This is a genomic window from Williamsia sp. z34, from assembly GCF_059553395.1.
Genome location: NZ_JCANWW010000003.1, coordinates 426,221 through 451,339 on the forward strand (window position 1 = coordinate 426,221; position 25,119 = coordinate 451,339).

The 25,119-nt window shown below is 64.3% G+C and carries 20 protein-coding genes; 15 read left to right on the plus strand and 5 right to left on the minus strand.

All coding sequences use genetic code 11. The features are described from left to right. Positions 1-192 precede the first annotated feature (192 nt). The 4 genes from exaC (at position 193) to AC51GT_RS10740 (ending at position 4,746) form a co-directional block, all read left to right on the plus strand. Entirely contained in the window at positions 193-1,716 is a 1,524-nt protein-coding gene (gene exaC, locus AC51GT_RS10725; RefSeq protein WP_496324478.1) for an acetaldehyde dehydrogenase ExaC, read from the plus strand. A gap of 53 nt (positions 1,717-1,769) precedes the next feature. Beyond that, positions 1,770-2,180 carry a DUF779 domain-containing protein gene (locus AC51GT_RS10730; protein ID WP_496324479.1) on the plus strand — a complete coding sequence of 137 codons (411 nt, stop codon included), beginning with the start codon at positions 1,770-1,772 and terminating at the stop codon, positions 2,178-2,180. Between the two features lie 50 nt (positions 2,181-2,230). Next, a complete protein-coding gene (locus tag AC51GT_RS10735) occupies positions 2,231-3,460 on the plus strand; it encodes a glucose-1-phosphate adenylyltransferase family protein (protein ID WP_496328739.1) in 1,230 nt (409 codons plus the stop codon). A 134-nt stretch (positions 3,461-3,594) separates the two neighbouring features. Continuing rightward, positions 3,595-4,746, plus strand: coding sequence for an HPP family protein (locus AC51GT_RS10740; protein WP_496324481.1), 1,152 nt, complete (start codon positions 3,595-3,597; stop codon positions 4,744-4,746). On the opposite strand, the gene AC51GT_RS10745 is transcribed toward AC51GT_RS10740, so the two are convergent. Then, positions 4,682-5,926, minus strand: coding sequence for an MFS transporter (locus AC51GT_RS10745; RefSeq protein WP_496324482.1), 1,245 nt, complete (start codon positions 5,924-5,926; stop codon positions 4,682-4,684). The genes AC51GT_RS10740 and AC51GT_RS10745 overlap by 65 nt on opposite strands. An 85-nt stretch (positions 5,927-6,011) precedes the next feature. On the opposite strand from AC51GT_RS10745, the gene AC51GT_RS10750 reads away from it, so the two are divergent. Then, positions 6,012-6,896, plus strand: a complete 885-nt coding sequence (locus AC51GT_RS10750) for a LysR family transcriptional regulator (RefSeq protein WP_496328740.1) — start codon at positions 6,012-6,014, stop codon at positions 6,894-6,896. A 138-nt stretch (positions 6,897-7,034) separates the two neighbouring features. On the opposite strand, the gene AC51GT_RS10755 is transcribed toward AC51GT_RS10750, so the two are convergent. After that, the gene (locus AC51GT_RS10755) at positions 7,035-7,847 is read right to left on the minus strand and encodes an SDR family oxidoreductase (RefSeq protein WP_496328741.1); all 813 of its coding nucleotides are present in this window, start codon (positions 7,845-7,847) and stop codon (positions 7,035-7,037) included. A 984-nt stretch (positions 7,848-8,831) separates the two neighbouring features. On the opposite strand from AC51GT_RS10755, the gene AC51GT_RS10760 reads away from it, so the two are divergent. Then, positions 8,832-10,043 carry an HNH endonuclease gene (locus AC51GT_RS10760; protein WP_496328742.1) on the plus strand — a complete coding sequence of 404 codons (1,212 nt, stop codon included), beginning with the start codon at positions 8,832-8,834 and terminating at the stop codon, positions 10,041-10,043. Between the two features lie 151 nt (positions 10,044-10,194). Here AC51GT_RS10760 and AC51GT_RS10765 read toward each other — a convergent pair whose 3' ends face one another. Continuing rightward, entirely contained in the window at positions 10,195-11,148 is a 954-nt protein-coding gene (locus AC51GT_RS10765; RefSeq protein WP_496328743.1) for an alpha/beta hydrolase family protein, read from the minus strand. Between the two features lie 176 nt (positions 11,149-11,324). Here AC51GT_RS10765 and AC51GT_RS10770 point away from each other — a divergent pair, with 176 nt between their 5' ends. The 9 genes from AC51GT_RS10770 to AC51GT_RS10810 all read left to right on the plus strand — a co-directional run bounded on the left by AC51GT_RS10770 (position 11,325) and on the right by AC51GT_RS10810 (position 23,072). Further along, positions 11,325-12,248: an ABC transporter ATP-binding protein gene (locus tag AC51GT_RS10770; RefSeq protein ID WP_496324487.1), complete on the plus strand. Its 924-nt coding sequence runs from the start codon at positions 11,325-11,327 to the stop codon at positions 12,246-12,248. Then, entirely contained in the window at positions 12,245-13,033 is a 789-nt protein-coding gene (locus tag AC51GT_RS10775) for an ABC transporter permease (RefSeq protein WP_496328744.1), read from the plus strand. Before AC51GT_RS10770 ends, AC51GT_RS10775 begins: the two co-directional genes overlap by 4 nt. Positions 13,034-13,094: 61 nt before the next feature. Further along, complete coding sequence (locus tag AC51GT_RS10780; protein WP_496328745.1) at positions 13,095-13,391, plus strand: putative quinol monooxygenase; 297 nt, start codon at positions 13,095-13,097, stop codon at positions 13,389-13,391. A gap of 104 nt (positions 13,392-13,495) precedes the next feature. Next, on the plus strand, positions 13,496-14,626 hold the full coding sequence (locus AC51GT_RS10785) for a sensor histidine kinase (RefSeq protein ID WP_496324489.1): 1,131 nt from the start codon (positions 13,496-13,498) through the stop codon (positions 14,624-14,626). After that, complete coding sequence (locus tag AC51GT_RS10790; RefSeq protein ID WP_496324490.1) at positions 14,623-15,234, plus strand: response regulator transcription factor; 612 nt, start codon at positions 14,623-14,625, stop codon at positions 15,232-15,234. The genes AC51GT_RS10785 and AC51GT_RS10790 overlap by 4 nt, the downstream gene beginning before the upstream one ends. Before the next feature lie 355 nt (positions 15,235-15,589). After that, positions 15,590-20,173: a glutamate synthase large subunit gene (gene gltB, locus AC51GT_RS10795; RefSeq protein ID WP_496324491.1), complete on the plus strand. Its 4,584-nt coding sequence runs from the start codon at positions 15,590-15,592 to the stop codon at positions 20,171-20,173. Further along, complete coding sequence (locus tag AC51GT_RS10800) at positions 20,166-21,632, plus strand: glutamate synthase subunit beta (protein ID WP_496324492.1); 1,467 nt, start codon at positions 20,166-20,168, stop codon at positions 21,630-21,632. The genes gltB and AC51GT_RS10800 overlap by 8 nt, the downstream gene beginning before the upstream one ends. Before the next feature lie 100 nt (positions 21,633-21,732). Continuing rightward, positions 21,733-22,641, plus strand: coding sequence for a cutinase family protein (locus tag AC51GT_RS10805; RefSeq protein WP_496328746.1), 909 nt, complete (start codon positions 21,733-21,735; stop codon positions 22,639-22,641). Between the two features lie 263 nt (positions 22,642-22,904). Beyond that, positions 22,905-23,072, plus strand: a complete 168-nt coding sequence (locus tag AC51GT_RS10810; RefSeq protein WP_496324494.1) for a hypothetical protein — start codon at positions 22,905-22,907, stop codon at positions 23,070-23,072. A gap of 9 nt (positions 23,073-23,081) precedes the next feature. Here AC51GT_RS10810 and AC51GT_RS10815 read toward each other — a convergent pair whose 3' ends face one another. Both AC51GT_RS10815 and AC51GT_RS10820 read right to left on the minus strand, forming a co-directional pair. Further along, complete coding sequence (locus AC51GT_RS10815) at positions 23,082-23,951, minus strand: alpha/beta fold hydrolase (RefSeq protein ID WP_496328747.1); 870 nt, start codon at positions 23,949-23,951, stop codon at positions 23,082-23,084. A 9-nt stretch (positions 23,952-23,960) separates the two neighbouring features. Further along, complete coding sequence (locus AC51GT_RS10820) at positions 23,961-25,016, minus strand: hypothetical protein (protein WP_496328748.1); 1,056 nt, start codon at positions 25,014-25,016, stop codon at positions 23,961-23,963. Positions 25,017-25,119: the final 103 nt, after the last annotated feature.

The window sequence follows — 25,119 nt, forward strand, 5'->3', positions numbered from 1 at the left end:
CGGTACGCGCTGAGTGGCGGATCACTGCATCACAGTAGCCCCGCCGAAGGAAAAGGGGCTCTGAGCACCGAAGATCGTCGTTGCAACCCGGATGCAACGGAAGCACTCGTACCCTGTGTCTCAGGTCACATGGGTGGTCGAACGCCGCGCGTCTGGTCACCCATAGGCAACTAGGCGAATGAGGAGCTCAGCATGACCGTTTATGCCAACCCCGGAACACCCGGCGCCGTGATGAACTACGAATCACGGTACGAGAACTGGATCGGCGGCCAGTGGACGCCACCGGTCAAGGGGCAGTACTTCGAGAACCCGTCGCCGGTCACCGGCAAGACGTTCTGTGAGGTCGCCCGGTCGACATCCGAGGACATCGACCTCGCACTCGATGCCGCCCACAAGGCCGCTCCCGGCTGGGGCAAGACGTCGGTTGCCGAGCGTTCGCTGGCCCTGCTCCGCATCGCGGACCGCATGGAAGAGAACCTCGAGAAGATCGCCGTCGCCGAGTCGTGGGACAACGGTAAGGCCGTTCGCGAAACCCTTGCCGCCGACATTCCGCTGGCCATCGATCACTTCCGCTACTTCGCCGGCGCGTTGCGCGCTCAGCAGGGTTCGCTCTCCCAGATCGACGAAGACACTGTCGCCTATCACTTCCACGAGCCACTGGGCGTTGTCGGCCAGATCATCCCGTGGAACTTCCCGATCCTGATGGCCGTGTGGAAGCTGGCTCCGGCGCTGGCCGCGGGCAACGCGGTGGTCCTCAAGCCGGCCGAGCAGACGCCCGCCTCGATCCTGTTCCTCGTCGACCTGATCAAGGACCTGCTGCCCGCCGGTGTGCTGAACATCGTCAACGGATTCGGTGTGGAGGCGGGCAAGCCGCTGGCCTCGAGCAACCGCATCCGCAAGATCGCGTTCACCGGTGAGACCACCACCGGACGCCTGATCATGCAGTACGCCTCGGAGAACATCATCCCGGTGACCCTGGAGCTCGGCGGAAAGAGCCCCAACATCTTCTTCGCCGACGTGATGGCGCAGGACGACGGTTTCCGGAACCGCGCGCTGGAAGGCTTCACCATGTTCGCCCTCAACCAGGGCGAGGTGTGCACGTGCCCGAGTCGGGCGCTGATCCAGGAATCGATCTACGACGACTTCATCGACCTCGCGGTGGAGCGGACGAAGAAGATCAAGCAGGGCAACCCGCTCGACACCGACACCATGATGGGTGCGCAGGCCTCGAATGATCAGTTCGAGAAGATCGCCTCGTACCTGGCGATCGGCAAAGAAGAAGGCGCCGAGGTCTTGACCGGTGGTGAAACCGTCACGCTCGAAGGCGATCTCGCCGGCGGATACTACATCCAGCCGACCATCTTCGCCGGAACCAACCGGATGCGGATCTTCCAGGAGGAGATCTTCGGTCCGGTGCTGTCGGTGACCAAGTTCTCCGACTACGCCGATGCGATGTCGATCGCCAACGACACGCTCTACGGTCTCGGTGCCGGTGTGTGGACACGCGACGGCGCCACCGCCTACCGGGCGGGACGCGAGATCCAGGCCGGTCGGGTGTGGACCAACACCTATCACGACTACCCGGCACACGCGGCGTTCGGCGGCTACAAGCAGTCCGGCATCGGCCGCGAGAATCACCTGATGATGCTCGAGCACTACCAGCAGACCAAGAACCTGCTGGTGGGTTACGCTCAGGATGCCAAGGGCTTCTTCTGACCCGTCAGGCATGACCAAGCGCGACAAGCAATTTCGTCAGAAAGTGATCTGTGATGACTCCTGCTGATCGAGTTGTCGCGACTGATTCCGCCGTGGAGCTGTTGACCAAGTTGTCGGAGCTCCACGGCGGCCTCATGATCCACCAGTCCGGTGGATGTTGTGACGGCAGTGCGCCCATGTGTTACCCGGCAGGGGAGTTTCGTGTCGGCAGTCGAGATGTGCTGCTGGGTGAGATCGAGCTCCCCGAACCGCTTCCGGCGGTGCGGGTCTGGATTCAGGGCGACCAGTACGAACTGTGGAAACACACCCAGCTGATCCTCGACGTGGTGCCCGGTCGCGGCGCCGGGTTCAGCCTGGAAGCACCGGAAGGTGTTCGTTTCCTGGCCCGCTCCCGGGTGTTCGACGAAGCCGAGAACACCTGGCTCGACGCCTGTCCGCCGCGGACGGGAGCCGACGTCACCTGATCGCCGGGGGCGGTGTGTCGGATTCGGGCAGTGTGGGCACACTGATCCGTATGAGCAGATCAGAAGTGGTGGCGATCGTGCAGGCCGGCGGCAAGGGTTCCCGGATGGATGTGCTGACCGAGAGCCGGGCCAAACCCGCACTGCCATTCGGCGGAAATTATCAGTTGATCGACTTCCCGCTGTCGACGTTGCACCGCAGCGGAATCGACGAAGTCTGGTTGTGCGTTCAGTACGAGGCACATTCGCTGCTCGATGAGGTTGCGGGCGGTCGCCCATGGGACCTCGACCGCACGTCCGGGGGACTCCGGTTCGTGCTCCCGCAACAGACGAGCGACGACGCCACCGAGGACGGTTTCGCCACCGGCAACGCCGACCTTCTCTATCGGATCCGCGGCCAGATCGCCGAGCGGGCGCCGGGAGAAGTGATCGTCATGAGTGCCGATCACGTCTACTCGTTCGATCTCGAAGATGCGCTGCACACCCATCGGGACGCCGGCGCGGAATGCACCGTTGTCACGACGACCTGCACGCGCGAAGAAGCCGGTGCGCATGCCACGGTGACCGCCCGCGCAGACGGCACGGTCACCGGGTTCGCGTACAAGCCCGACCGGCCCACGACCAGCGTCATCGCGGCCGAGATCTTCGTATACGACCCGAAGGTGCTCGTGGAAGCGTTGGAAGAGTTGATCTCTCGCACCAAAGAAGGGTCCGACGAGGGCGACACCGGTCTGGGAGACTTCGGCGAACACCTGGTTCCATGGTTCGTCGATCGGGGCAAGACCGTCGTGCATCGGATGCCGGGATACTGGATCGACGCCGGCCGCCCCGAAACCTACATGCAGGCCCACCACGACCTCATCGACGGCACCATCGATCTGGCGGATGCGCGGTGGCCGATCCTGACCCGCCAGCCGCAACGCCCCGCCGCCCGGATCGCCGACGGCGCCGAGGTGGTCGACAGCATGATCAGCGGCGGGGCGAAGGTGTTCGGCGAGGTGCGGCGCAGTGTCATCGGGCCAGGAGTGGTGATCGAGCGGGGGGCGAAAGTGTTCGACTCGATCGTCTTCGCCGACAGCATCGTCAAAACAAACGCGACGGTCGACTGGTCGATCATTGATGAGCGGGTGGTCATCGGGGAGGGGGCTGCGGTCGGCGGACGCCCACGTAGCCGTCCCGTACCGAGTGAGAAGATCACCATCGTCGGCATGGACGTCAAAGTGGCCAAGAACGTACGGGTGGCACTGGGGGAGAGGGTGGCCCCTGGTCGCAGGCTCCGATGATCACGATCTCCGGGGCGGGCGAACAGGTCTGAGGCCGGTCACATATTCTGCCGACGAAGGCGACGCCGTGGCGGCGCATGGCAAGGGTTGCACCCTGTTCGGGAGGAAGCTCGAGAGTGGGTACTGGTCGCTGCGTGGCAGGTCCCACATCCGCCGGTTTCCGTTCGGTGATCCGCGGTCTGGGCCCCGCCACTGCCACGGGACAGCCGCGCGAGATCTTTCGTGCGGGCTTCGGTGTCCTGACCGGCCTCGGTGTGGTCGGGTTGTTGCTCCTGATTCCGGGCGTCGATCCCGAACTCGGGCTCTACATGATCGCTCCGTTCGGTGCGACCGCGGTCCTGGTGTTCGCCGCCCCGAGTAGTCCACTGGCGCAACCGTGGTCAGCGGTGGTCGGGAACACGGTTTCGGCGATTGTCGGTGTGGCCGTGACGATGGTCGTGTCCGATGCGACGTTGCGGGTCGCTCTGTCTGTCGGCTTGGCCGTGGCCGCGATGGTCCTGGTACGTGCTGTGCATCCGCCCGCCGGTGCGGTCGCGATGACGGCCGCGTTGTCTCCGGATGCTGTTGAGGCGCTGGGTTTCCGGTTCGCCCTCGTGCCGGTGGCGGTCGGTACCGTCCTACTCGTGGTTCTCGCAGCCGCCTATGGACGCATGACCGGAAGGCACTATCCGCTGCGGCAGTTCGATGCCGCTCCACCTCCCGCGGAGCGACTCGGACTCAGCGAGGACGAACTGTCCGGGATCCTCCAGCACTACCGGCAGACCCTGAACCTCGGTGTCGCCGACCTGGCCCGGCTGATCGGTGCGGCGGAATTGCAGGCCGCGACGCACCGAACCGGACCATTGACGGCCGACGACGTGATGTCCCGGGACCTGGTGACGGTGCCGCCGGAGGCAACACTGGACGATCTGGCGGAACTGTTTCGGCTGCACGGGTTCACGTCACTTCCGGTCGTCGACGATCGCGGTGTGTTCCTCGGGGTCGTCTTTCAGATCCATTTGATCGTCCGCCTCCAGGATCCCGAGGCGCGCGGTGGATTCGGGAAGCCGACGTTGCGGTGGGCCGATCGCCGCGGAGAGGTCATCAGGGCGCGTGACCTCATGGCGGTCGAACCGGCCGTCGCCTCACCGACCACGCCGGTCGCTGCATTGCTGCCGATGCTGTCCGAAAGTGATTGCGCCGCAGTCCCGGTCCTCGACGGCAGGATGCTGGCGGGCATCGTCACCCAGACAGACCTGATCGCAGCTCTGGCACGGCAGACACTGATCGGACCAGCACCACTGTGAGGATGACGCCGACGAGTAGGAATGCGGCAACATATCCGGCCACACCCACCCATCCGGCGACGGTGTATGCGAGACCCCCGAGCGCGCCCACCACGGATGCCCCGAGGTAGTAGCCGAGTACATAGAGCGATGATGCTTCTGCGCGGTGTTGTGTGGCGCGCGCCCCGACCCAGCTGCTCGCCACCGAGTGCGCCGCGAAAAAGCCTGCTGTGAACAGGGATATGCCGACCAGGACGGTCGGCAACCAATCGGGCAGGCTCAGTGCCAGGCCGGTGATCATGACGCTGATGGCGACGATGAGCACCCGACGCCGACCCCAGGCGTCGGACATGCGGCCGGCGACGGCGGACGAGATCGTTCCGGACAGATACAGCATGAAGACCAGCCCGGCCAGGGTCACCGGCAGGTTGAAAGGGCCGGCGATCAACCGATATCCGAGGAAGTTGTAGATGGTGACGAATCCGCCCATCAGGACGAACGCCAGACCGAACAGGCAGAGCAGTGGTGTGTCACGCACGTGGCCGGCCAGGTTGCGTAGCGTTGTCCGGGGCGAAACACGTTGGGGAACAAAATTGCTCGATCCGGGTACCAATTTGATGAACGCCACCGCGAAGCCCAGGGCCACCAGAGACGTCAACTGGAGCGCCCACTGCCAGGCGGTGATGTCGATCGCCAGGGTGGGGATCATCCGTCCGGCCAAGCCGCCGATCGTGTTGCCTGCGACGTAGGTTCCCATCGCTGTGCCCAGTGACCGCCCGTCGATCTCCTCGGCGAGGTACGCCATCGCGACGGCGGGTACGCCCGCACACAGCAAACCCTGGATCGCCCGGCCGGCGAGCAAGACCTCGAAGGTGGGACTCCAGGGCAGCACGAGTCCGAGCAGGGCGGCGCTCACCGCTGATATCGACATCACCCGCACCCGTCCGAAGCGTTCGGACAACACACTGGCCGGAATGATGGCGACGGCCAGCAGGCCGGTGCAGACCGAGATGGCCAGAGCAGACGTGGCCGGTGAGACGCGGTAGTGCTCCGAGAAGATCGGGAGCAGCCCCTGCACGTAGTAGAGGGTCATGAAGGTCGCCATGCCGGCTGAGAAAAGGGCGAGCGAGGCTCGCCGATAACCCGGTTCGCCGAGGCGGTAGCCGGCGGACTGTGGGGCGAATGTGTCGGATGCGCTCACTGTGTCTACGGTTCCATGGGGTCGATCCAAATAGGAAATGAATCATATGATGTTCACTAATGCGCAAACTGCATAAGGAGCACCGATGACAGCGGACTGGTTCGTCACGCTCGCCGAGATGGAGAATGTCTCGGCCGCGGCCCGTCGACTCCATCTGGCCCAGCCGACACTGTCGCGCATGCTCGGCCGCCTCGAGCGTGAGGTCGGGGTGGCGCTGTTCGACCGGCATGCCAAACGGCTCCAACTCAATGCGTTCGGCGAGATCTACCTTCGCCATCTCCGTCGCGCGGTGGCCGAGATGGACACCGCACGGTATGAGATCGCCCAACTGGCCGACCCGGTCGAAGGGTCCATCGACCTGGCGTTTCTTCATTCGTTCGGAGTCTGGCTGGTACCGAGCCTGATTGGTGACTTCCGCCGCGAACGGTCGTCGAGGGTGTCATTCACTCTCACGCAGGGCGCCGCCGATCCGGTGATCGAGCGGGTGCTCACCGGGCCGGCGGACATGGCCATCGTGTCGCCGCGTCCGCTCACCACCGAGGTCGGGTGGTCGCCGATCATGCGCCAGCGGTTGGCGCTGGCGGTGCCCGCGGACCACCCGCTGGCGGTGCGCGACGAGATAGCCGTTGTGGAGGCGAGTGAGGAGTCGTTCATCACGGTGGCGCAGGGTTACGGGATGCGGCGGATTCTCGAAGAACTCTGCGCCGACGCAGATTTTCGGCCCAACATCACCTTCGAGACCACCGAGCTCGGGACAGTTGCCGGTTTGGTGGCCGCCGGGTTGGGGGTCTCGATCCTTCCGGTCGAGGGCAATCCGCAGCTGCCCCCGGGGGTGGTGCTCATCCCGTTCGTCGGTGAGGAGACATCCCGCGAGGTGGGGCTGATCTGGAAACGCGACAGCGCGATGAGTCCGGCGGCATCTCGATTCCGGGATTTCGTCACCGAGTGGGCCCGGTCGACAGACCCCTGAACCCCCCCGTCGAGCGGGCCGAAATCACCGTCGAGCGGGCCGAAATCACCGTCGAGCGGGCCGAAAACTCGGCGGCTTGAGCATCTTTGGCACGGTCGACGGCAACTAGGGCACGGTCGGCGGAGGGACTGGCGGCTGCTACATCGACTTCACGGCTGCGACGGCGCCACCGTCGACGAGGAGGTCGATACCGCTGATGAATGTCGCCCCGGGGCCGAGCAGGAACGCGACGGCGGCAGCGATGTCGTCGGGGGTACCGAGCCGTTTGGTGGCCGAGAGGTCGACCATCATGCGCATACCAGCGCCGCTTTCGCCGGCGAGTTCCTGCTGACCCATGGCGGTGGAAATGACGCCGGGGCTGACTGAGTTGATGCGGGCTCCGCGTGCACCCCACTGTCCGCTCGCTGCCTGCACGCGAAGAGTGTTGGCGCGCTTGGCAATGGAGTAGTTCAGACCCGGATCCACATCGGTGCTGAGGAACGGAAGTTGCAAGAGCTCGGTGGTCGGGGTGCGGGCAAGAGCCTTCTCCTGCTCTCCGTCGAGGCCCCCGCCTCCGAGGTACCCGGCCATGCTCGAGATCACCACACCGGCACCACCGGGAGCGATGATCTGCCCGAAGGCGTCGAGCGACAGTGCGACGCCGAGGAGGTCCACTTTGAGGATGGACTCCGAATCCGCTTGTGTGGGTGAAAGTCCGGCGGTGTGGACCACCTCGGTGACGGCCCCGAGTGAGGCTGCGGTGTCGGCCAGGGACGCCACCGATTCCGGCGTCCCGACGTCGACCTGCTGGGTGGTCACCGAGTGGCCTTCGTCTGTGAGGGTTCTGGCTGCGGCAGCAAGAGTATCGGTGTTGAAGTCCGCGAGCAGGATGTGCTTGCCCGGGCCTTGTCTGCGGGCGACTGCCAGACCCATCCCGCCGACACCGATGATCACCAGCACGTTCTTGTCCATCACTGCGCTCCTGTGTACTCGTTGGTGGCCAGGCTGCCTACGCCTCTGACCTGTCGACGATCGACCGGACTGTCTGTGCGAACCAATCGCCGATGCTCTGCACGCTACTGCCTTGGTCGGGCATCCGCCATGCCCACTCGCCTGGATGCAACCGAAACTGACCCCGCACCCGTGGGCTTGTTTCGAGCAGAAGTTGTTGTTGCACAACGAATCATCGACGCGCAAGATCTCACAGTCGCACATCGTCTGCACCGCGAACCCTCGGCGCCGGCCACGATCTGATGATCTCCGAACCGGAGAAGGTGATCGAAATGCTGCTTCGGGTCACTTGGTCGCCAACTTCGTCCCCGGGAGTGGGCGTGGAGGGAGATCTTCCCTTGGTGGCCCATGTGGGGACCGAATGTGGGCGATGTTCTCGGGTGGGTACGCGAGTGAACGACTCCGTGATCGCCACCATCAACGGGGACGGGTCAGTCAGGGGCCAGGCTGTCCGCAGCGCGAGCAGGACTTGACCTGATTTCGCGCGTTCGGAATTGCTGCGCGCTTCGTTCGAGGCCAAGTACTACTGGCCGGTGGTCTGTCGGTATGTGATTCCTGCGGCGGACGAGACGAACGGAACAGTTCAGATGCGGGCCAGTGCATATCGAATCGTCTCGGGACTGGATCGGGCCTTCGAAGGTGGCGTAGAGGATCGAATCGCCAAGTTTGTCCCGGGGGTAAGGCGTGGAGGGAAGTATGCCCTCGGCGGCGTCTGTCGGGGATGAAGTTGGTTGATGTATCGGGGCCTGTATCCGGAACCTGTTGCGACGCACTATAACTCGGTCGTCGAACTCACTGGACCTCGAGAAGAAACCCTTGCGAACATGTATTCGAATGGGTACAGTGGAGTCAATCGGCCGCACGCATCACGTATCTGACGCCTTCCCCGCAGACACACCCCGCCCGACGTTCCCGGTTCGTGTTCCCGTTGGAAGGTGCTGTGCCATGCAAGTTCTCGAGATGGTCGACGATCTGGTCGACTTACCGATACCCGACGATGCGAACGCTGTGGTGGGGGTGGTGAAGGATCTGATCACTCTGCGTAACACCACCGAACATCGGCTGGCGGTGTGTGCGGCGGTGATCGACGAGTCGGGGATCGCCCGTAAGTCCGGGTCGACGACGTCAAAGTTGTTGCAAGCCAATGGTGCGGCGCCGGCATCTGCATACCGATGGCTGCGGATCGGGCCGGGTTTGGCGGGTCTGGATCGTACGGCCGGATATTCGCGCGACGGATTCCTGTCGTCCGAGCACGTGGACGCGGTGGTCAAAGGTGTCGCCCATGTTGTCGGGCGGTCCGAGGATCAGGTCACCGCCGAGGAGCAGGTCGGGTTCGAGCGAAAACTGTTGAACCAGCCCATCTCCGGAGCACCACCGGCGGAGATCAGCGCCGCAGCCCGGGCACTGGGCAACGAGGTCGCCGCAGATACCGGTGGGCCGCCGCCGGCCGAAGACCGGTCGTTGAACAGTCTCGAATACAAAGTCCGTGAGGGCCGCTGTGTCGGCACGTTCGATGTGGATGCGGTGATCGGAGAGAAGTTGCACTCGGCGTTGGATCGCTGGTCCCGGGCACGTCCCGAACCCGACGGCTCGGATGATCCGCGGTCCCCAACCCAACGCCGCGCGGACGCACTGCACCAACTGCTCGACTGCGGCGGTGGTGGACAAACGTTGGTGTCAGCGCCGCGGACCGAGGTGATGGTGACCGTGCCCGCCGATCATCCCGAGGCCGCCACCCTGCCCTGGATGGGTCCGGTCACCGAGGCGACCGCTGCTGCGTTGGCGTGTGATTCGGCGATCACGTCGGTCACCCTGGACGGAGAGGAAGTCCCCATCGATCTGAGTCCACCCAAACGGCTGTTCACTGGGTTGGTCCGCAAAGCGATCATCATCCGCGACGCCTGCTGCGTGAAATGCGGCGGCCATGCCAGCTGGTCGGACTGCCACCACATCGTGCACTTCGTGGACGGCGGCGCGACCACACTCGAGAACGGATGCCTGTTGTGCCGCACCTGCCATATGGCCGTCCACAACACCGGCTGGGACGTGATCATGGGCTCCGACGGACACCCGTGGATGATCCCGCCGGCCGATATCGACCCCCAACGAAGACCCCTACCGGCCTACAACCGACGCACCCTGACCCTGGCAGCCTGACCCGCCTGACCTGAACTACTGACTTCCCTTGGCGCACCCGGTCTTCTCGCCGGGACCGCGCGGGTGTCTTTGACAACTCCACAGTGTGAAACGAGCGATGTGCTGTCGCCCGGAGGGGCCGGGCGGCAGCACCATCGCACCGATTTCCGGTCTAGTCCGCGTATGACTCGTCGAGTTCGGCGATGGTCATCTCTGAGGAATCGGTGATGATATCGAGGATGTGGTCGTACTCCGGCGAATCGGAACTCACGATGGATACGTGGTCTTCGCCCTTCAGCAGGACCAGTTCGCCGATGCCGCCACGGCGGTCGACCTCTTCGATGTACCGCTCCGACAGGATCGGTGGCACGAGGGTGTCGGCTGTGCCGTGGACCGCGACCACCGGCATGGTGACGTCGATGTTCTGGATCGGGTCGACGGAGGCGTACCGATCGGGAACCTCTCGCGGCGTCCCGCCCAGTACGGTCACGATCCGGTCGTTGCCGTGGTTGGCTGCATAGACCATGTCGACCGGGCCGGCCAAGGACACCACCCTGGTCGGCCGAAACTTCGGACTGTGGCCGACCTCGTTGACGTTCAGCTGGTTTCGGGTACCTGCCCACGTCGCCAGTTGCGCGCCGGCACTGTGGCCGACCACGAGCTCGTCGTCGACGGTGATCTGCGGGAACTGTTTGTCGATGTTCGGCACGAAGTCGAGCGCGTTGGCGACATCGGTGAAGGTGGTGGGCCAACCGCCGCCGGAGCCGACGCGGCGGTATTCGATGTTGTAGACCGCCATGCCACGTTCTGCCAGGTCAAGGGCGTATGGGCGCATTGTCTGGGCGTCGAGCTGCGACTTCCACGAGCCGCCATGGATCAGTACGACAAGAGGTATCGAATCAACCGCCTGCTCGCCGGCCGGTAGATAGAGATCGCCCCAGTTCTGGTCGGGATCGGCACTGGGTGAGTTGTCATATGCAATCCGGTGAACGGTGATGTCGCTGAGTAACTCCGCAGTAGAGGGGGGCGTGGAAGCGGGCGACGAATTCGCGTCGGAACACGCAACCGTCACTGCGACCACACCGATGAATCCGATGGCACCCGCGACCGTTCTGGATATCTTCATGCGAATAAGTAAATCGTGGACGGCCGGGGGAGCGCCAAGAAGGTCGCCGTTTTATAATCGCTAACAACAATAAATTGAAAAGATTCGGGAGTTGCTCTCGCGCAATGACATTTGTCATATCGGATTGGTGACATCGAACGGGTGAGGCCCCGCCGAAAGCGGCGGAGGATCAACTCATGAGCACAATAGCGATTGAATTGCGTGGACTGACAAAGTCCTTCACGTCTTCCGGCGGGCCAGTGCGAGCCGTCGATGGGGTTGATCTGCGGATCAATGCCGGGGAGGTGGTGGCTTTTCTCGGCCCCAATGGGGCGGGTAAAACCAGCACCATCGACATGATCCTCGGACTGTCCCGACCGCAGTCGGGTGACATCAGCATCTTCGGCCTCAAACCGTCCGTCGCCGCAGGCAGCGGACGAATTGCCGCGGTGATGCAAACCGGTGGGCTACTCCCCGATTTCACTGTTGCCGAAACCGTACGGGTTGTCGCAGCTTCTTTCGGTGTGAGCTCGTACAACCAGGTGATGGAACGGGCGGGGCTCACCGCTATTGCCGAGCGCAAGGTCTCTAAATGTTCTGGCGGTGAACAACAGCGATTGAAGTTCGCGTTGGCACTCTTGCCGGACCCGGATCTGATCGTTCTCGACGAGCCCACCGCCGGAATGGATGTCGAATCGCGCCGCACATTCTGGGCCACGATGCGAGCCGATGCCAAGAATGGGCGAACCGTGGTGTTTGCGACCCATTACCTCGAGGAAGCCGACGATTTCGCCGACCGCATCGTGATGATGGCCCACGGCCGGATTGTTGCCGACGGTTCTGCCGCGAGCATCCGGGCGCAGGCCAGTGGCCGTAGCGTTTCGGCGGTGCTCGGCACAGACGACATGGCCCGTACGCGGGCAGCATTTCCTGATGTGAGCGATGTTTCTGAGCGAGGGGGCCGAGTTTTCCTGCGTACCCAGGATTCTGATGTCCTCGCCCGATATCTCCTCACCGAAACCGGTGCGCGCGACGTCGAGATCAACTCACACAATCTCGAAGACGCCTTTGTGGCGCTCACCAGCGAAAACCCGCAGAACTCCGAGAGGATCAACAGATGACCACCCTCACTCCACCCGTCGGTGGAATCCTGCGCGGTTTTTCCCTGACCTACATAAGCCTCGACCTGCAGCGGCTACTGCGGAACCGGCGAGCGCTGATGTTCACCATCGCGATTCCGACTCTGATGTATGTGATCTTCGGTGCAACCTCGTCGGACAGCAGTGACAAGATCGGTAGCGCGAACACCGCCGCCTACGTGCTGATCCACATGGCGGTCTACGGTGCGATCCTGGCCACCACAACCACAGCTGCATCGGTTGCAATCGAGCAGCAGGCCGGGTGGACCCGAACACTGTTGATGACTCCGCTGACTTCGGCGGGCTACGTGCTGTCGAAGGTCATCGTTTCCCTGGCGGTGGCTGCGATGCCACTGGCTCTGCTCTCGGTGGTCGGTGTCTTCACCGGTGCCAAAGCGCCGGTGGGGCTGTGGATTCTCTCGATTCTGCTCGGTTGGCTCGGATCGTCGCTGTTCGCGGCTTTCGGTTTGGCCGTCGGATTTGCCTTGCGTAGCGACGCGGCGACTCAGGTGCTCGGTGGCGTCCTGACCCTGCTGGCCTTTGCGGGCGGACTGTTCCTCCCTCTCAAGGGTGCAATGCTCACGTTCGCGATGTTCACCCCGATGTTCGGGATCGGGACACTGGCGAACTATCCACTCACCGGCGGCGAGACCGCGGACGGCGATCACATCTCGTTGCTCGTGGTTTTCGCCAACATCGTGGTGTGGGCCGCCATCTTCGGATACGCCGCGATCCACTTCTACCGCAAAAGCACCACACGCCAATAGGTGCCAGTAGGTAAGTTCAAGTGGGCAACAATTACATCCATCAGAAAGCGGAGACATCAACATGTCATTGATCGCACTTCTCGATCTCAAGTTCAAGGCCGAATCCCTCGACGATGCCAGGACCGTGATGAAGCGGGTTCTCGCAGAAACCAGGGCATTCGACGGATGCGAGGGAGTCGAGGTGCTGATCGATCAGGCCGACCCAGCTCACTTTCTGGCCGTTGAACGCTGGGCATCCGCCGAGCACGATGCGAAATACCGGGAGTTCCGGGCGGGCGAGGGTGCGATCACCGATCTCGGACCGTTGCTGGCAGGCCGTCCGGCTCTGACCGTCTACCAGGCCGACAGCGATATCTGAATACTGCCGCTGGGCTGAAGATCTGGTCTCTCGGTGCGGATGGTCTCGTTGACCGTCCGCACCGCGTCGGCCCGGCCAGATCGCTGTCTCGGTAGGACAATCCGATGTCGAGACTGACGAATGACTGGTTGCGGGCCTGGCGCGACGGGCGTTGGCCGTTCGCAGCGGTGTGGTTGTTGTTTCTGGCGTATCCCATCGCGGAGATCGTGACGTCGTCATCGCTGAGTGTTGCCGAGCGGATCTACGGAATCGTCGCCCTGAGCGTCTTCGCGCTGGGCTATCTGTTGTCCTGCGTGTACGTCATCATCGACCTGGACCGCGCCGCCGGCACATGCCGTTGGGCCGCGCTCACCGGCTTCGTGGTGCTGGGCGCCATCGCGGGCACATTGACGACCATCCTGCACGAAGAGGTCTTTGCGCTGGCGCCCTATCTGATGGCGTTGGCGGCCTTCGCCTTTCCCCTGCCGGCCGCCGTCGCGATATGCGTACTACTGATGGGCGCCGCCGTGCTGGTGCCCGAAGTGCTCGGCGACTGGCAGATCGACACCGGAATCGTGTTGATGTTGTTGGTGATCGGCCCGGTGTTGCTGACGGTGCGGATGCTCCGAACCAGGGAAGAACTCCGGGGAGAAGCCGCCGCGGCTGCCCGTCGGCTCGACGAACAACTCGCCGTCATCGGGGAACGGGAACGGGTGGCGCGCGATGTCCACGACATACTCGGTCATTCGCTGACCGTCATGACGATCAAGGCCGAACTCGCCGGCCGGCTGGTCGATGTCGATCACGCTGCCGCCAAGGTCGAGATCGCCGACCTGCTCCGGATCTCACGCGAGGCGCTCGCCGCGGTTCGGACAACCGTGGGCGGCTTGCGTTCTCCCGACCTCGATTCCGAGTTACTCTCGGCGCGTACTGCTTTGACCGCCGCGCAGATCATCCCCGAACTCCCGGTGGACACCACCGTCGTCCACCTCGAGAACCGCACCCTGTTTGCCTGGGCGCTGCGTGAGGCCATCACCAACGTCGTCCGCCACTCGATGGCGACGTCATGTCGGGTCACCCTCTCGCCCACCATGATCTGCGTGGTCGACGACGGTGTCGGCCAGGCCGGGGGAGGTATCGGCAACGGTTTGCGTGGACTGAGGGAGCGGGTGGAGTCGGTCGGCGGTGTACTGGTCCTCGAAACCCGGGACGGCACGGCTGTGCGGGTGTCGGTCGAACGAGGAGGCTCCGATTGAGTGAGATCAGACTGCTGCTCGCCGACGATCAGGCTCTGGTGCGCGGAGCCCTGGCGGCACTGCTCAACCTGGAGTCGGATCTGACCGTGGTCGCCGAGGTGGGCCGGGGCGACGAAGTGCTCGAACAGGCCCGGGCCCACGCCTGCGACGTCTGCCTGCTCGACATCGAGATGCCCGGTATCGACGGAATCGAAGTGGCGAGCATCCTGCGGCGTGAACTGCCGAGCGTCCGAACCCTGATCGTGACGACGTTCGGCAGACCCGGATACCTGCGCCGAGCCGTCGAGGCCGGCGCCTCGGGGTTCGTCGTCAAAGACACCCCATCGGCGGACCTCGCCGATGCGGTCCGTCGGGTCCACGCCGGACTGCGGGTGATCGACCCGACGCTCGCTACCGAGAGTCTGACCGCGGGAGGCAACCCGCTGACCGGCCGGGAACGAGACGTGTTGCGGCTGGCGATGACAGGTGCGCCCGTCATCGAGATCGCCGCCCAGTTGCACCTGTCGGCGGGAACCGTGCGCAACTACCTCTCCAGCGCGATCGGCAAGACGGGCACCGGATCCAAGCTCCAGGCCGCCCAAGTTGCTCAGCAGCATGGATGGCTCTGATCCCCGGACAGCCTGCCGATAGTGATGTAGCCGACACCTGGGGGTTCGGCAACTGCGGGAATCGCCCCCGGAGGAGGGGATAGGGCGGGTTTTTGCCGGGAGCGATTTCAATCCGGCGAGGGTGGCGTGAGAAAATAATTCGATGTTTGTTGCCGGGGTGATCCTCCGTGCAATGATCAGCGATCATCTGTGGTCAGCAACGGCGCTGGCTAGAGCATGCGGGGTGGCCCAACAGGCACATAAGTGCAGGTGAACCGGGTCTTTAGGTTTACCTTATCTGGTTTGTCCGTCCCACGTGTGTAACCACTGCTGAAACGGTGCGCTCCGACTGAGCGCGATGTTAAGGGCGAAAAGTATGAAGCACGCTCCCGGCCCGATTGGGCTCTACGACCCGCAGAACGAGCACGACTCCTGCGGTGTCGCCTTTGTTGTCGACATGCATGGTCGGCGTAGCCGCGACATCGTCGACAAGGCGATCTCGGCCCTGGTGAACCTCGAACATCGTGGTGCCGCAGGCGCCGAGCCGAACACCGGTGACGGTGCCGGGATCATGATCCAGGTCCCGGACCGCTTCTTCCGTGCGGTTGTCGACTTCGAACTTCCTGACGAGGGCTCGTATGCCACGGGCATCGCCTTCCTTCCGCAGGGTTCGGCAGACGCCAAAGCCGCATGTGACGGTGTGGAGAAGATCGTCCAGTCCGAGGGTCTGACGGTTCTGGGCTGGCGCGATGTCCCCATCGATGAGGCTTCGCTGGGAGCGCTGGCGCGCGACGCCATGCCGACCTTCCGCCAGATCTTCATCGCGGGATGCAGCGGCGACAACCTGGAACGGCGCGCCTACGTGGTGCGCAAGCGGGTTGAGACCGAACTCGGCAACAAGGGTGCCGGCCAGGACGGACCCGGTCGCGAGACCGTGTACTTCCCAAGCCTCTCCGGTCGTACTTTTGTCTACAAGGGCATGCTGACCACACCTCAGCTGCGTGGTTTCTACGTCGACCTGCAGGACGATCGCGTCGAGAGCGCACTGGGCCTGGTCCACTCGCGCTTCTCCACCAACACGTTCCCGAGCTGGCCGCTGGCCCACCCCTTCCGTCGCGTTGCCCACAACGGTGAGATCAACACCGCAACCGGCAACGAAAACTGGATGCGGGCCCGCGAGGCGCTCATCGACACCAGCGTTTTCGGTGAGGGCACCGCGGAGAAGATCTTCCCCGTGGTCACCGCGGGTGCTTCTGACACCGCACGATTCGACGAGGTTCTGGAGCTGCTGCATCTCGGTGGTCGCAGCCTGCCGCACGCCGTTCTGATGATGATCCCGGAAGCCTGGGAACGTCACGAGTCGATGAAGCCGGAGCACCGGGCGTTCTACGAGTACCACTCGACGCTGATGGAGGCCTGGGACGGACCGGCATCGGTCTGCTTCACCGACGGCACCCTGATCGGTGCGGTTCTCGACCGCAACGGTCTGCGCCCGAGCCGCATCTGGGTCACCAAGGACGGCCTGGTCGTCATGGCTTCGGAGGTCGGTGTCCTCGACATCGATCACGGCGATGTTGTCCAGAAGCTGCGCCTGCAGCCGGGCCGGATGTTCCTGGTGGACACCGCAGCCGGACGCATCGTCGACGACACCGAGATCAAGGACGAGCTCGCCGCCGCCCACCCGTACCAGCAGTGGCTCGACGAGGGCATGAAGCACCTCGACGACCTGCCGGGTGAGCCGCACACCCACATGGCCCACGACCGGGTCAAGCTGCGCCAGCAGGTGTTCGGATACACCACCGAAGACATCAGCCTGCTGGTCGAGCCGATGGCCCGCACCGGTGCCGAGGCAATCGGATCGATGGGCACCGACACGCCCATCGCCGTGCTCTCCAAGCGCTCGCGGATGCTGTTCGACTACTTCCAGCAGATGTTCGCGCAGGTCACGAACCCGCCGTTGGACGCGATCCGCGAAGAGGTCGTCACCAGCATCGGCGGCACGATCGGTCGCGAGGCCGATCTGCTGAACCCGGGCCCCGAGTCCTGCCGGCAGATCGTGCTCCCGCAGCCGATCCTCGACAACGACAACCTGGCCAAGCTGGTTCGTCTCGGCGAGGACGAGCGTTTCGCCGACTACCGCAGCGTCCAGATCCGCGGTCTGTACCCGGTTGCCGAAGGTGGCGCCGGTTTGCGCAAGGCGCTCGACGACGTTCGCCGCCGGGTGTCCGAGGCGATCGCCGACGGCGCGCGTCTGGTGGTCCTCTCGGACCGCGAGTCCGACGAGACCTACGCCCCGATCCCGTCGCTGTTGCTGACCTCGGCTGTGCACCATCACCTGGTCCGGGAGAAGACCCGCACCCAGGTCGGCCTGCTGGTCGAGGCCGGTGACGCCCGCGAGGTGCACCACATGGCCGCACTCGTCGGCTTCGGTGCCGCCGCGATCAACCCCTACATGGCCCTCGAGACCATCGAAGATCTCGCTCTGCGCGGCGTTCTCGGTGGCCTCGATTACCAGACCGCCCAGAAGAACTACATCAAGGCCGCCGGCAAGGGCGTCCTCAAGGTGATGTCGAAGATGGGCATCTCCACGTTGGCGTCGTACACCGGAGCGCAGCTGTTCCAGGTCATCGGCATAAACCAGGAAACCGTCGACGAGTACTTCACCGGTCTGCGGTCCCATCTCGGTGGCATCGGTCTCGACGAGATCGCCGACGAGGTCGCCGTCCGCCACGCCGTGGCCTTCACCGACCGTCCCGAGGAGCGCGCACACCGCGAGCTCGAGGTCGGCGGCGAATACCAGTGGCGTCGCGAAGGTGAATACCACCTGTTCAACCCGGACACCGTCTTTAAGCTGCAGCACTCCACCCGCACCGGCCAGTACTCGGTGTTCAAGGAGTACACGAAGCTCGTCGACGACCAGTCCAAGCAGATCGCCTCGCTGCGTGGTCTTTTCGACTTCAACTTCGGTGACCGGGATCCGATCCCAATCGATCGGGTCGAGCCGGCCAGCGAGATCGTCAAGCGCTTCTCGACCGGTGCGATGAGCTTCGGCTCCATCTCGGCCGAGGCGCACGAGACCCTCGCGATCGCGATGAACCGTCTCGGTGGTCGCTCCAACTCGGGTGAGGGCGGCGAGAACGTCGCCCGCTTCGAGCGCGAAGAGAACGGCGACTGGCGTCGCAGTGCCATCAAGCAGGTCGCGTCGGGACGTTTCGGCGTCAACTCGCACTACCTGACCAACTGCACCGACATCCAGATCAAGATGGCTCAGGGCGCGAAGCCCGGTGAAGGCGGCCAGCTTCCGCCGCACAAGGTGTACCCGTGGGTCGCCGAGGTCCGGGGTTCGACCCCCGGCGTCGGTCTGATCTCGCCGCCGCCGCATCACGACATCTACTCGATCGAGGATCTCGCCCAGCTGATCCACGACCTGAAGAACGCGAATCCGGAAGCTCGGATTCACGTGAAACTTGTCTCGGAAGTGGGCGTCGGAACGGTCGCTGCGGGTGTGTCGAAGGCACACGCCGACGTCGTCCTGATCTCCGGTCACGACGGCGGTACCGGTGCCACGCCACTGACGTCCGAGAAGCACGCCGGCGGACCCTGGGAACTCGGCCTGGCCGAGACCCAGCAGACGTTGCTGCTCAACGGACTTCGCGACCGCATCGTGGTGCAGGTCGACGGCCAGCTCAAGACCGGTCGCGACGTGGTTGTCGCCGCGCTGCTCGGTGGCGAGGAGTTCGGTTTCGCCACCGCACCATTGGTCGTCGCCGGCTGCGTGATGATGCGCGTCTGCCACCTCGACACCTGCCCGGTGGGCGTCGCGACGCAGAACCCGTTGCTGCGCGAGCGGTTCACCGGCAAGCCCGAGTTCATCGAGAACTTCTTCATGTACATCGCCGAAGAGGTCCGGGAACTGCTGGCCCGCCTGGGCTTCCGCACCCTGCAGGACGCCGTCGGCCAGGTGCAGATGCTCGACACCACCAAGGCACTCGATCACTGGAAGTCGGCGAAGGCGGGCAAACTCGATCTGTCGCCGATCCTGGTGCAGCCGGATTCCCCGTTCATGAACCAGGACCTGTACTGCTCCGGCAGCCAGGACCACGCGCTGGACAAGGCCCTCGATCAGCAGTTGATCGCACAGGCCCGTCCCGCGATCGACAAGGGCGAGCGGGTGTCCTTCACGTCGAAGATCGCCAACGTCAACCGCACGGTCGGCACCATGCTCGGCCACGAGATCACCAAGAACTACGGTGCGAACGGACTGCCGGACGGCACCGTGATCATCGACTTCACGGGTTCGGCGGGCAACAGTTTCGGCGCGTTTGTGCCCAAGGGTGTGACGTTGCGCCTCAAGGGTGACGCCAACGACTTCGTCGGCAAGGGTCTCTCGGGTGGTCGCATCGTCGTCGCACCCGCGGACAACGCCCCCGATGGCTTTGTGGCAGAAGAGAACATCATCGCCGGCAACGTGATCGGATTCGGCGCCACCGGCGGCGAGATCCTGCTGCGCGGAGTGGTCGGCGAGCGGTTCTGTGTGCGTAACTCCGGTGTCACCGCTGTGGTGGAGGGAGTCGGCGACCACGGCTGTGAGTACATGACCGGTGGACGGGTGGTGGTCCTCGGATCGACCGGACGTAACTTCGCGGCCGGCATGTCCGGCGGCATCGCGTACGTCTACGACCCGGCCGGCGCATTGGCGGCGAACCTGAACACCGAACTCGTTTCGCCCGAACCCCTCGAAGCCGACGACCTCGAGTTCCTCGAGGGCATCGTGAACAAGCATCGCAACGAGACCGGTTCCCCGGTCGCACAGGCGATCCTGGACGACTTTGCGAACAAAGCGCAGAACTTCGTCAAGGTGATGCCGCGCGATTACAAACGCGTGTTGCTGGCCATTGCGGCAGCGGAGAAGGACGGACGCAGCGTGGACGAGGCAGTTATGGAGGCCGCACGTGGCTGATCAGCGAGGTTTCATCAAGCACCCGGAACGGGAACTGCCGCAGCGCCGGCCGGTACCGCTGCGCCTGATGGACTGGAAAGAGGTCTACGAGGATTTCGACAAGGAAACCCTCAAGACCCAGGCCAGCCGTTGCATGGACTGCGGTATCCCGTTCTGCCACAACGGTTGCCCGTTGGCCAACCTCATTCCCGAATGGAATGACCTGGTCTACAAGGACCGTTGGGCCGACGGCATAGAGCGTCTGCACGCGACCAACAACTTTCCGGAGTTCACCGGACGGCTGTGCCCGGCGCCCTGCGAGGCGTCCTGCGTGCTGGGGATCAACCAGCCCGCGGTCACGATCAAGCAGGTCGAGGTCGAGCTGATCGACAACGCCTTCGACGAAGGCTGGGTCACCCCGATCCTGCCCTCGGTCAAGACCGGCAAGTCGGTGGCCGTGGTCGGATCGGGTCCGGCCGGACTCGCCGCCGCCCAGCAGCTCACCCGCGCAGGCCACGACGTCACCGTCTTCGAGCGGGCCGACCGCATCGGCGGACTGCTCCGCTACGGCATCCCTGAGTTCAAGATGGAGAAGTGGCACATCGACCGCCGTCTCGAGCAGATGGAGGCCGAGGGCACCACGTTCCGCACCGGTGTCAATGTCGGTGTGGACCTGACCGTCGAACAGCTTCGCGCAGACTTCGACTCGGTGATCCTGTGCAACGGGTCCACGGTGGGTCGCGATCTGCCGATCCCCGGCCGTGAACTCGACGGCATCCACCAGGCGATGGAGTTCCTGCCCTGGGCCAACCGGGTACAGCAGGGCGACGACGTCCTCGATGCCGACGGCCAGCCGCCGATCACCGCCAAGGGCAAGAAGGTCATCATCATCGGCGGCGGTGACACCGGTGCAGACTGCCTCGGTACCTCGCTGCGCCAGGGCGCCGAGATCGTGCATCAGTTCGAGATCATGCCGCGTCCCCCGGAGGAGCGAGCGGAGTCGACACCGTGGCCGACCTACCCGCTCATGTTCCGCGTCTCGTCGGCCCACGAAGAGGGCGGCGAGCGTGTCTTTTCCGTGAACACCGAGGAATTCCTCGGTGAAGACGGACGGGTCACCGGGTTGAAGGCGCATGAGGTCGTGATGAACGCCGGACGCTTCGAGAAGGTCGAGGGCAGCGAGTTCGAGCTCGAGGCCGATCTGGTCCTGCTGGCCATGGGGTTTGTCGGTCCCGAGCGTGGCGACTTCCTCGACAAGCTCGGTGTCGCCTACAACGAGCGCGGAAACGTCAAGCGTGGCAACAACTTCGAGTCGACCGTCCCGGGTGTGTTCGTGGCCGGCGACGCCGGCCGTGGCCAGTCGCTGATCGTCTGGGCGATCGCCGAGGGACGTTCGGCAGCAGCTGCCGCCGACACGTACCTCACCGGTTCCACACTGTTGCCGTCACCGATCGAGCCGACGCAGGCACCTCAGAGATAGCCGCTGCGGAATCCTCTGTGACCTGAGAGGATGTGCACGGGCGGGGGAGCGATATCAGATCGTTACCCGCTCGGGTTGTCGGATCAGCGGAGGAAGCAGCATGCGGTTGCGTCGATGGGTCAGTGCGTTCGCGGCGGGGGTACTGACAGCGGGAACGCTGACGGCTCTGGTCACTCCGGTGGCGGGAGCCGATCCCGCGGACTGTCCGGAGCTCTACGTGTTGGCGATCCCGGGTACCTGGGAGAAGTCGGCCGACGCTCAGATCCGGGGCATGCTCGCATATCCGACGACGGGTCTGGGTCCTGAAACGAAGACCCAGCTCGTCGGATACAACGCCACCGCTTTCCCCTGGGACGACGGCGGCAGCATCTACGGTGAGTCCAAGGCGCAGGCCGTGGCCAACGCCGAGGGTCTGGCGGTCGTGATGACCCAACGGTGCCCCGGGACCAAGGTCGCTCTGATCGGCTACAGCCAGGGCGCGGACGCCGCGGGCGATGTGGCCGCCGACATCGGCACCGGACGAGGGGTCATCTCTCCGGCCAGGTTTGCCGGCGCCGTTCTGCTCTCCGATCCTCGGCGGTCCAAGCAGGATGCGCTGATCGGCCCGAAGCTCAGCGGCGAAGGTAACGGCGGCCCGCGACAGGGCGGATTCGGCTGGGTGAAGAACCGCACCTTCACCATCTGCGAGCCGAACGATCAGTACTGCAATGTGCCCCGCGACTACTACATCTCCCGGATCGTCGGCTACCTCGCCGAAACCAGTGACCCCAATCCGGATCAGGTCGCCCAGTACCAGCTCGAAGCCGCCGCGATCGTCGGCGAATTGATCACCCGGGGTGGTCCGGGCGCACTCGTCGAAGAACTGAGCAACGAAAAGGCCCGAGCGCAGATCGTTGCCTTCGACAAGTTCTTGCAGTCGGGTTCCCACACCAGTTATGGCGACTTCGAGGTGCAACCCGGGGTGAGCGCACTGCAGTGGGCACGTAACTTCCTCGCCGGTCTCGCCTGAGTCCTGTCGCGTTACCCTTGTGACTGCTGGGGTAGATGTGACATTCCCGCGTGTTCCTCCGAAGGATCGCAAGTTGGCTGGCGTAATGTGACCTGGGCAACAACATGAAGGATCTCAGGGTGCTGACCTGCGGAGAGTAACGACGCGAAGGCCCGGCACGACACATGACACAGACGAATGGGACGTGCCCGGCGACCACCACCAGGGCTGTCCGCAGTATCATGAATACTGTCCGCTGTAGTAAAACCAGGATGTGATCCGTCGTGAAATTGGCGAATTCCCGCACTCGCCGCCGCAATCAACTCCTCGCGAAGACCCCTCACCTCTTCGGGTTGAACGGGCTGATCGCCCATCGTCGGCTGGCCCGGATGCTTCCCGAGGACGGCGAGCGTCTGGCGACGTCGGCCGACCTTCGCCGGTTCAATCTCTGACGACCCGATTCAATCCTTGATCATGCGGTCCGCGAACTCGGTGATCACCTCCGCGGTGAGTCCGGGTTGCTGCACCACGAAGTAGTGGCGCGCCGGGCTCAACGCCCGATAGTCGGCTCCCAGCATCGCCGCGTATCGGCGTTGCTTCCATTCCCAGTAAATCCTGACCGGGGTACGTCGACCCGAAACCGCTGACACGACCAGCGTCGGAGCGAGCAGTTCGGCGCTCGGACGCAATCTGATCAGTTCGGCGTTCAGCACCCCGAACGCCGTCTGCTCCACCAGGAGCGCGCGGGGATAGTTGTCGCCGCCGAACACCTCGGCGATCCAGGATTTCTGTTCGTCGTCGAACCCATCCGGTGCTCCGGGGTACGTCGCGATCGCATGGCCGATGACACCGGCGGAGCGGGGCAGCGGCAGCTTGTCGATCAACGCGGCAGCCACGTGCGCGAATCGGTTGCTCCAGCTCGGGGGCACGACCTGTACCGGAAACACCACGTACGAACCGTCGAGCATGATCACGCCCGCAACACGATCGGGTCTGCTGCGCGCATACGCCTCGGCATACAGCGAGGCCAGCGAATGCCCGACCAGCAGAACCGGCTCGGTGATGCCGAGGGTGTCGAGAACTGCGTCGATACGTTCGACCTCGGCGGCGATCGACGGGACTTGCCCTTCGGGCAGCGGCTCGGAGAAACCGTATCCGGGCCGGTCGTAGCGGATGACCGTCCATCGGTCCTCGAGCAGCTCGGTCACCTGCTCGAAGTCGAACCAGTTACCGCCCAGCGCCGCCAGATACAGCAATGGTGGGCCCTGTCCATCGACCACCACATGGGTGCGCAGGCCCGCGATGGTCAGGAAAACCCCGGGCGGCTGCACCGGGCCAGTCTAGGTGGCGGCGACCTTGCCCGTCCTTCGCGCAGTTCCGGTGAACCCGGCGATCACGAAGAGGACGACCAGAGAGGCCAGGGCCCCGTATCCGATTGCCTTGGCCGTGGTCACCGCCGACGCTTCGGTGGCAGGTCCGGGCTGTTCGGGTTCTGCGGCCCGCGCCTCGTCCCCGGCCGGCGCCTCGGGCTCGTCGACCGTCAGCGACTCGGTTGCCCGCTTGAGATCGTCACCGATCGAGGTGAGGACACCACCGAGCTGATCCACGCCATCGGTCACCTGCTCGGCGGCGGCCACCGCGTCGGTCCGGGCGCCGGACAGGGTCGCCAGACCGTCGCGGAGTTCGACCGCCGACGTGTACGCCGACGAGATGGCGCTGTTGGCCGAGGCCGCCGACGTCTGCACCGAGGAACCGAGATCGGTCAGGGAGGTCCGCAGCCCGGCAACCGAATCGAGATCGGCCGAGAGGGCTCGCGCCGACATCTGCATCGCCTGCAGACTGTCGCGTGTTTCTTTGGACCCCGGCGCCTTGACCGTGTCCAGGGTGGTCAGCAGCGGACTGATGAGCTGGTCGAATTGCGTGGCGACTGCGGACAGATTCTGTGCCTCACCGACGGCGTCGCCTGCCGAGGTGCTCGCGGTCGCGATCTGATCGGCCGCGGCCGTCAGATCGGGAGCAGAGCCGAGTGCCTGTACGAGTTGATCGGCACCGAGCCGCGCGGTGTCGATGGAGTCGAATATCTGCTGGGCGCTCGAGGTCACCGTGCTGATCCCGGAGGAGGCGCTGGTTGCCGCGCCCGACAGGAACCCGAACAGCAGTTGCGCTTCCTGCAGCGAGGTCCGCGCCGATTCGACCTTCTCCGATTCGACGTTCCCGGAGTCCGGTCCGGTGGGCGGAGCCGTCGGGGCCGGTGTGTATGTGATGGCGAAAACCAGTGTCCCGGTACATATGCCGATCAGGACGACCGTCAGGAATATGGGAGCGGACCCGAAAAGCCGGGTGGTCCAGCGTGAACCGGTTCGCCACAGCCGGACAACGGGGTCTGGGAGGTGCAACGGTCGTCCTTGTCGTCGGCGTGATACCTGCGGTGCCGATTGTTCGGCGGCACACGCGAGCACACCACGCCGACCTCGCCATCACCCCCCGCGGAAGCTGACG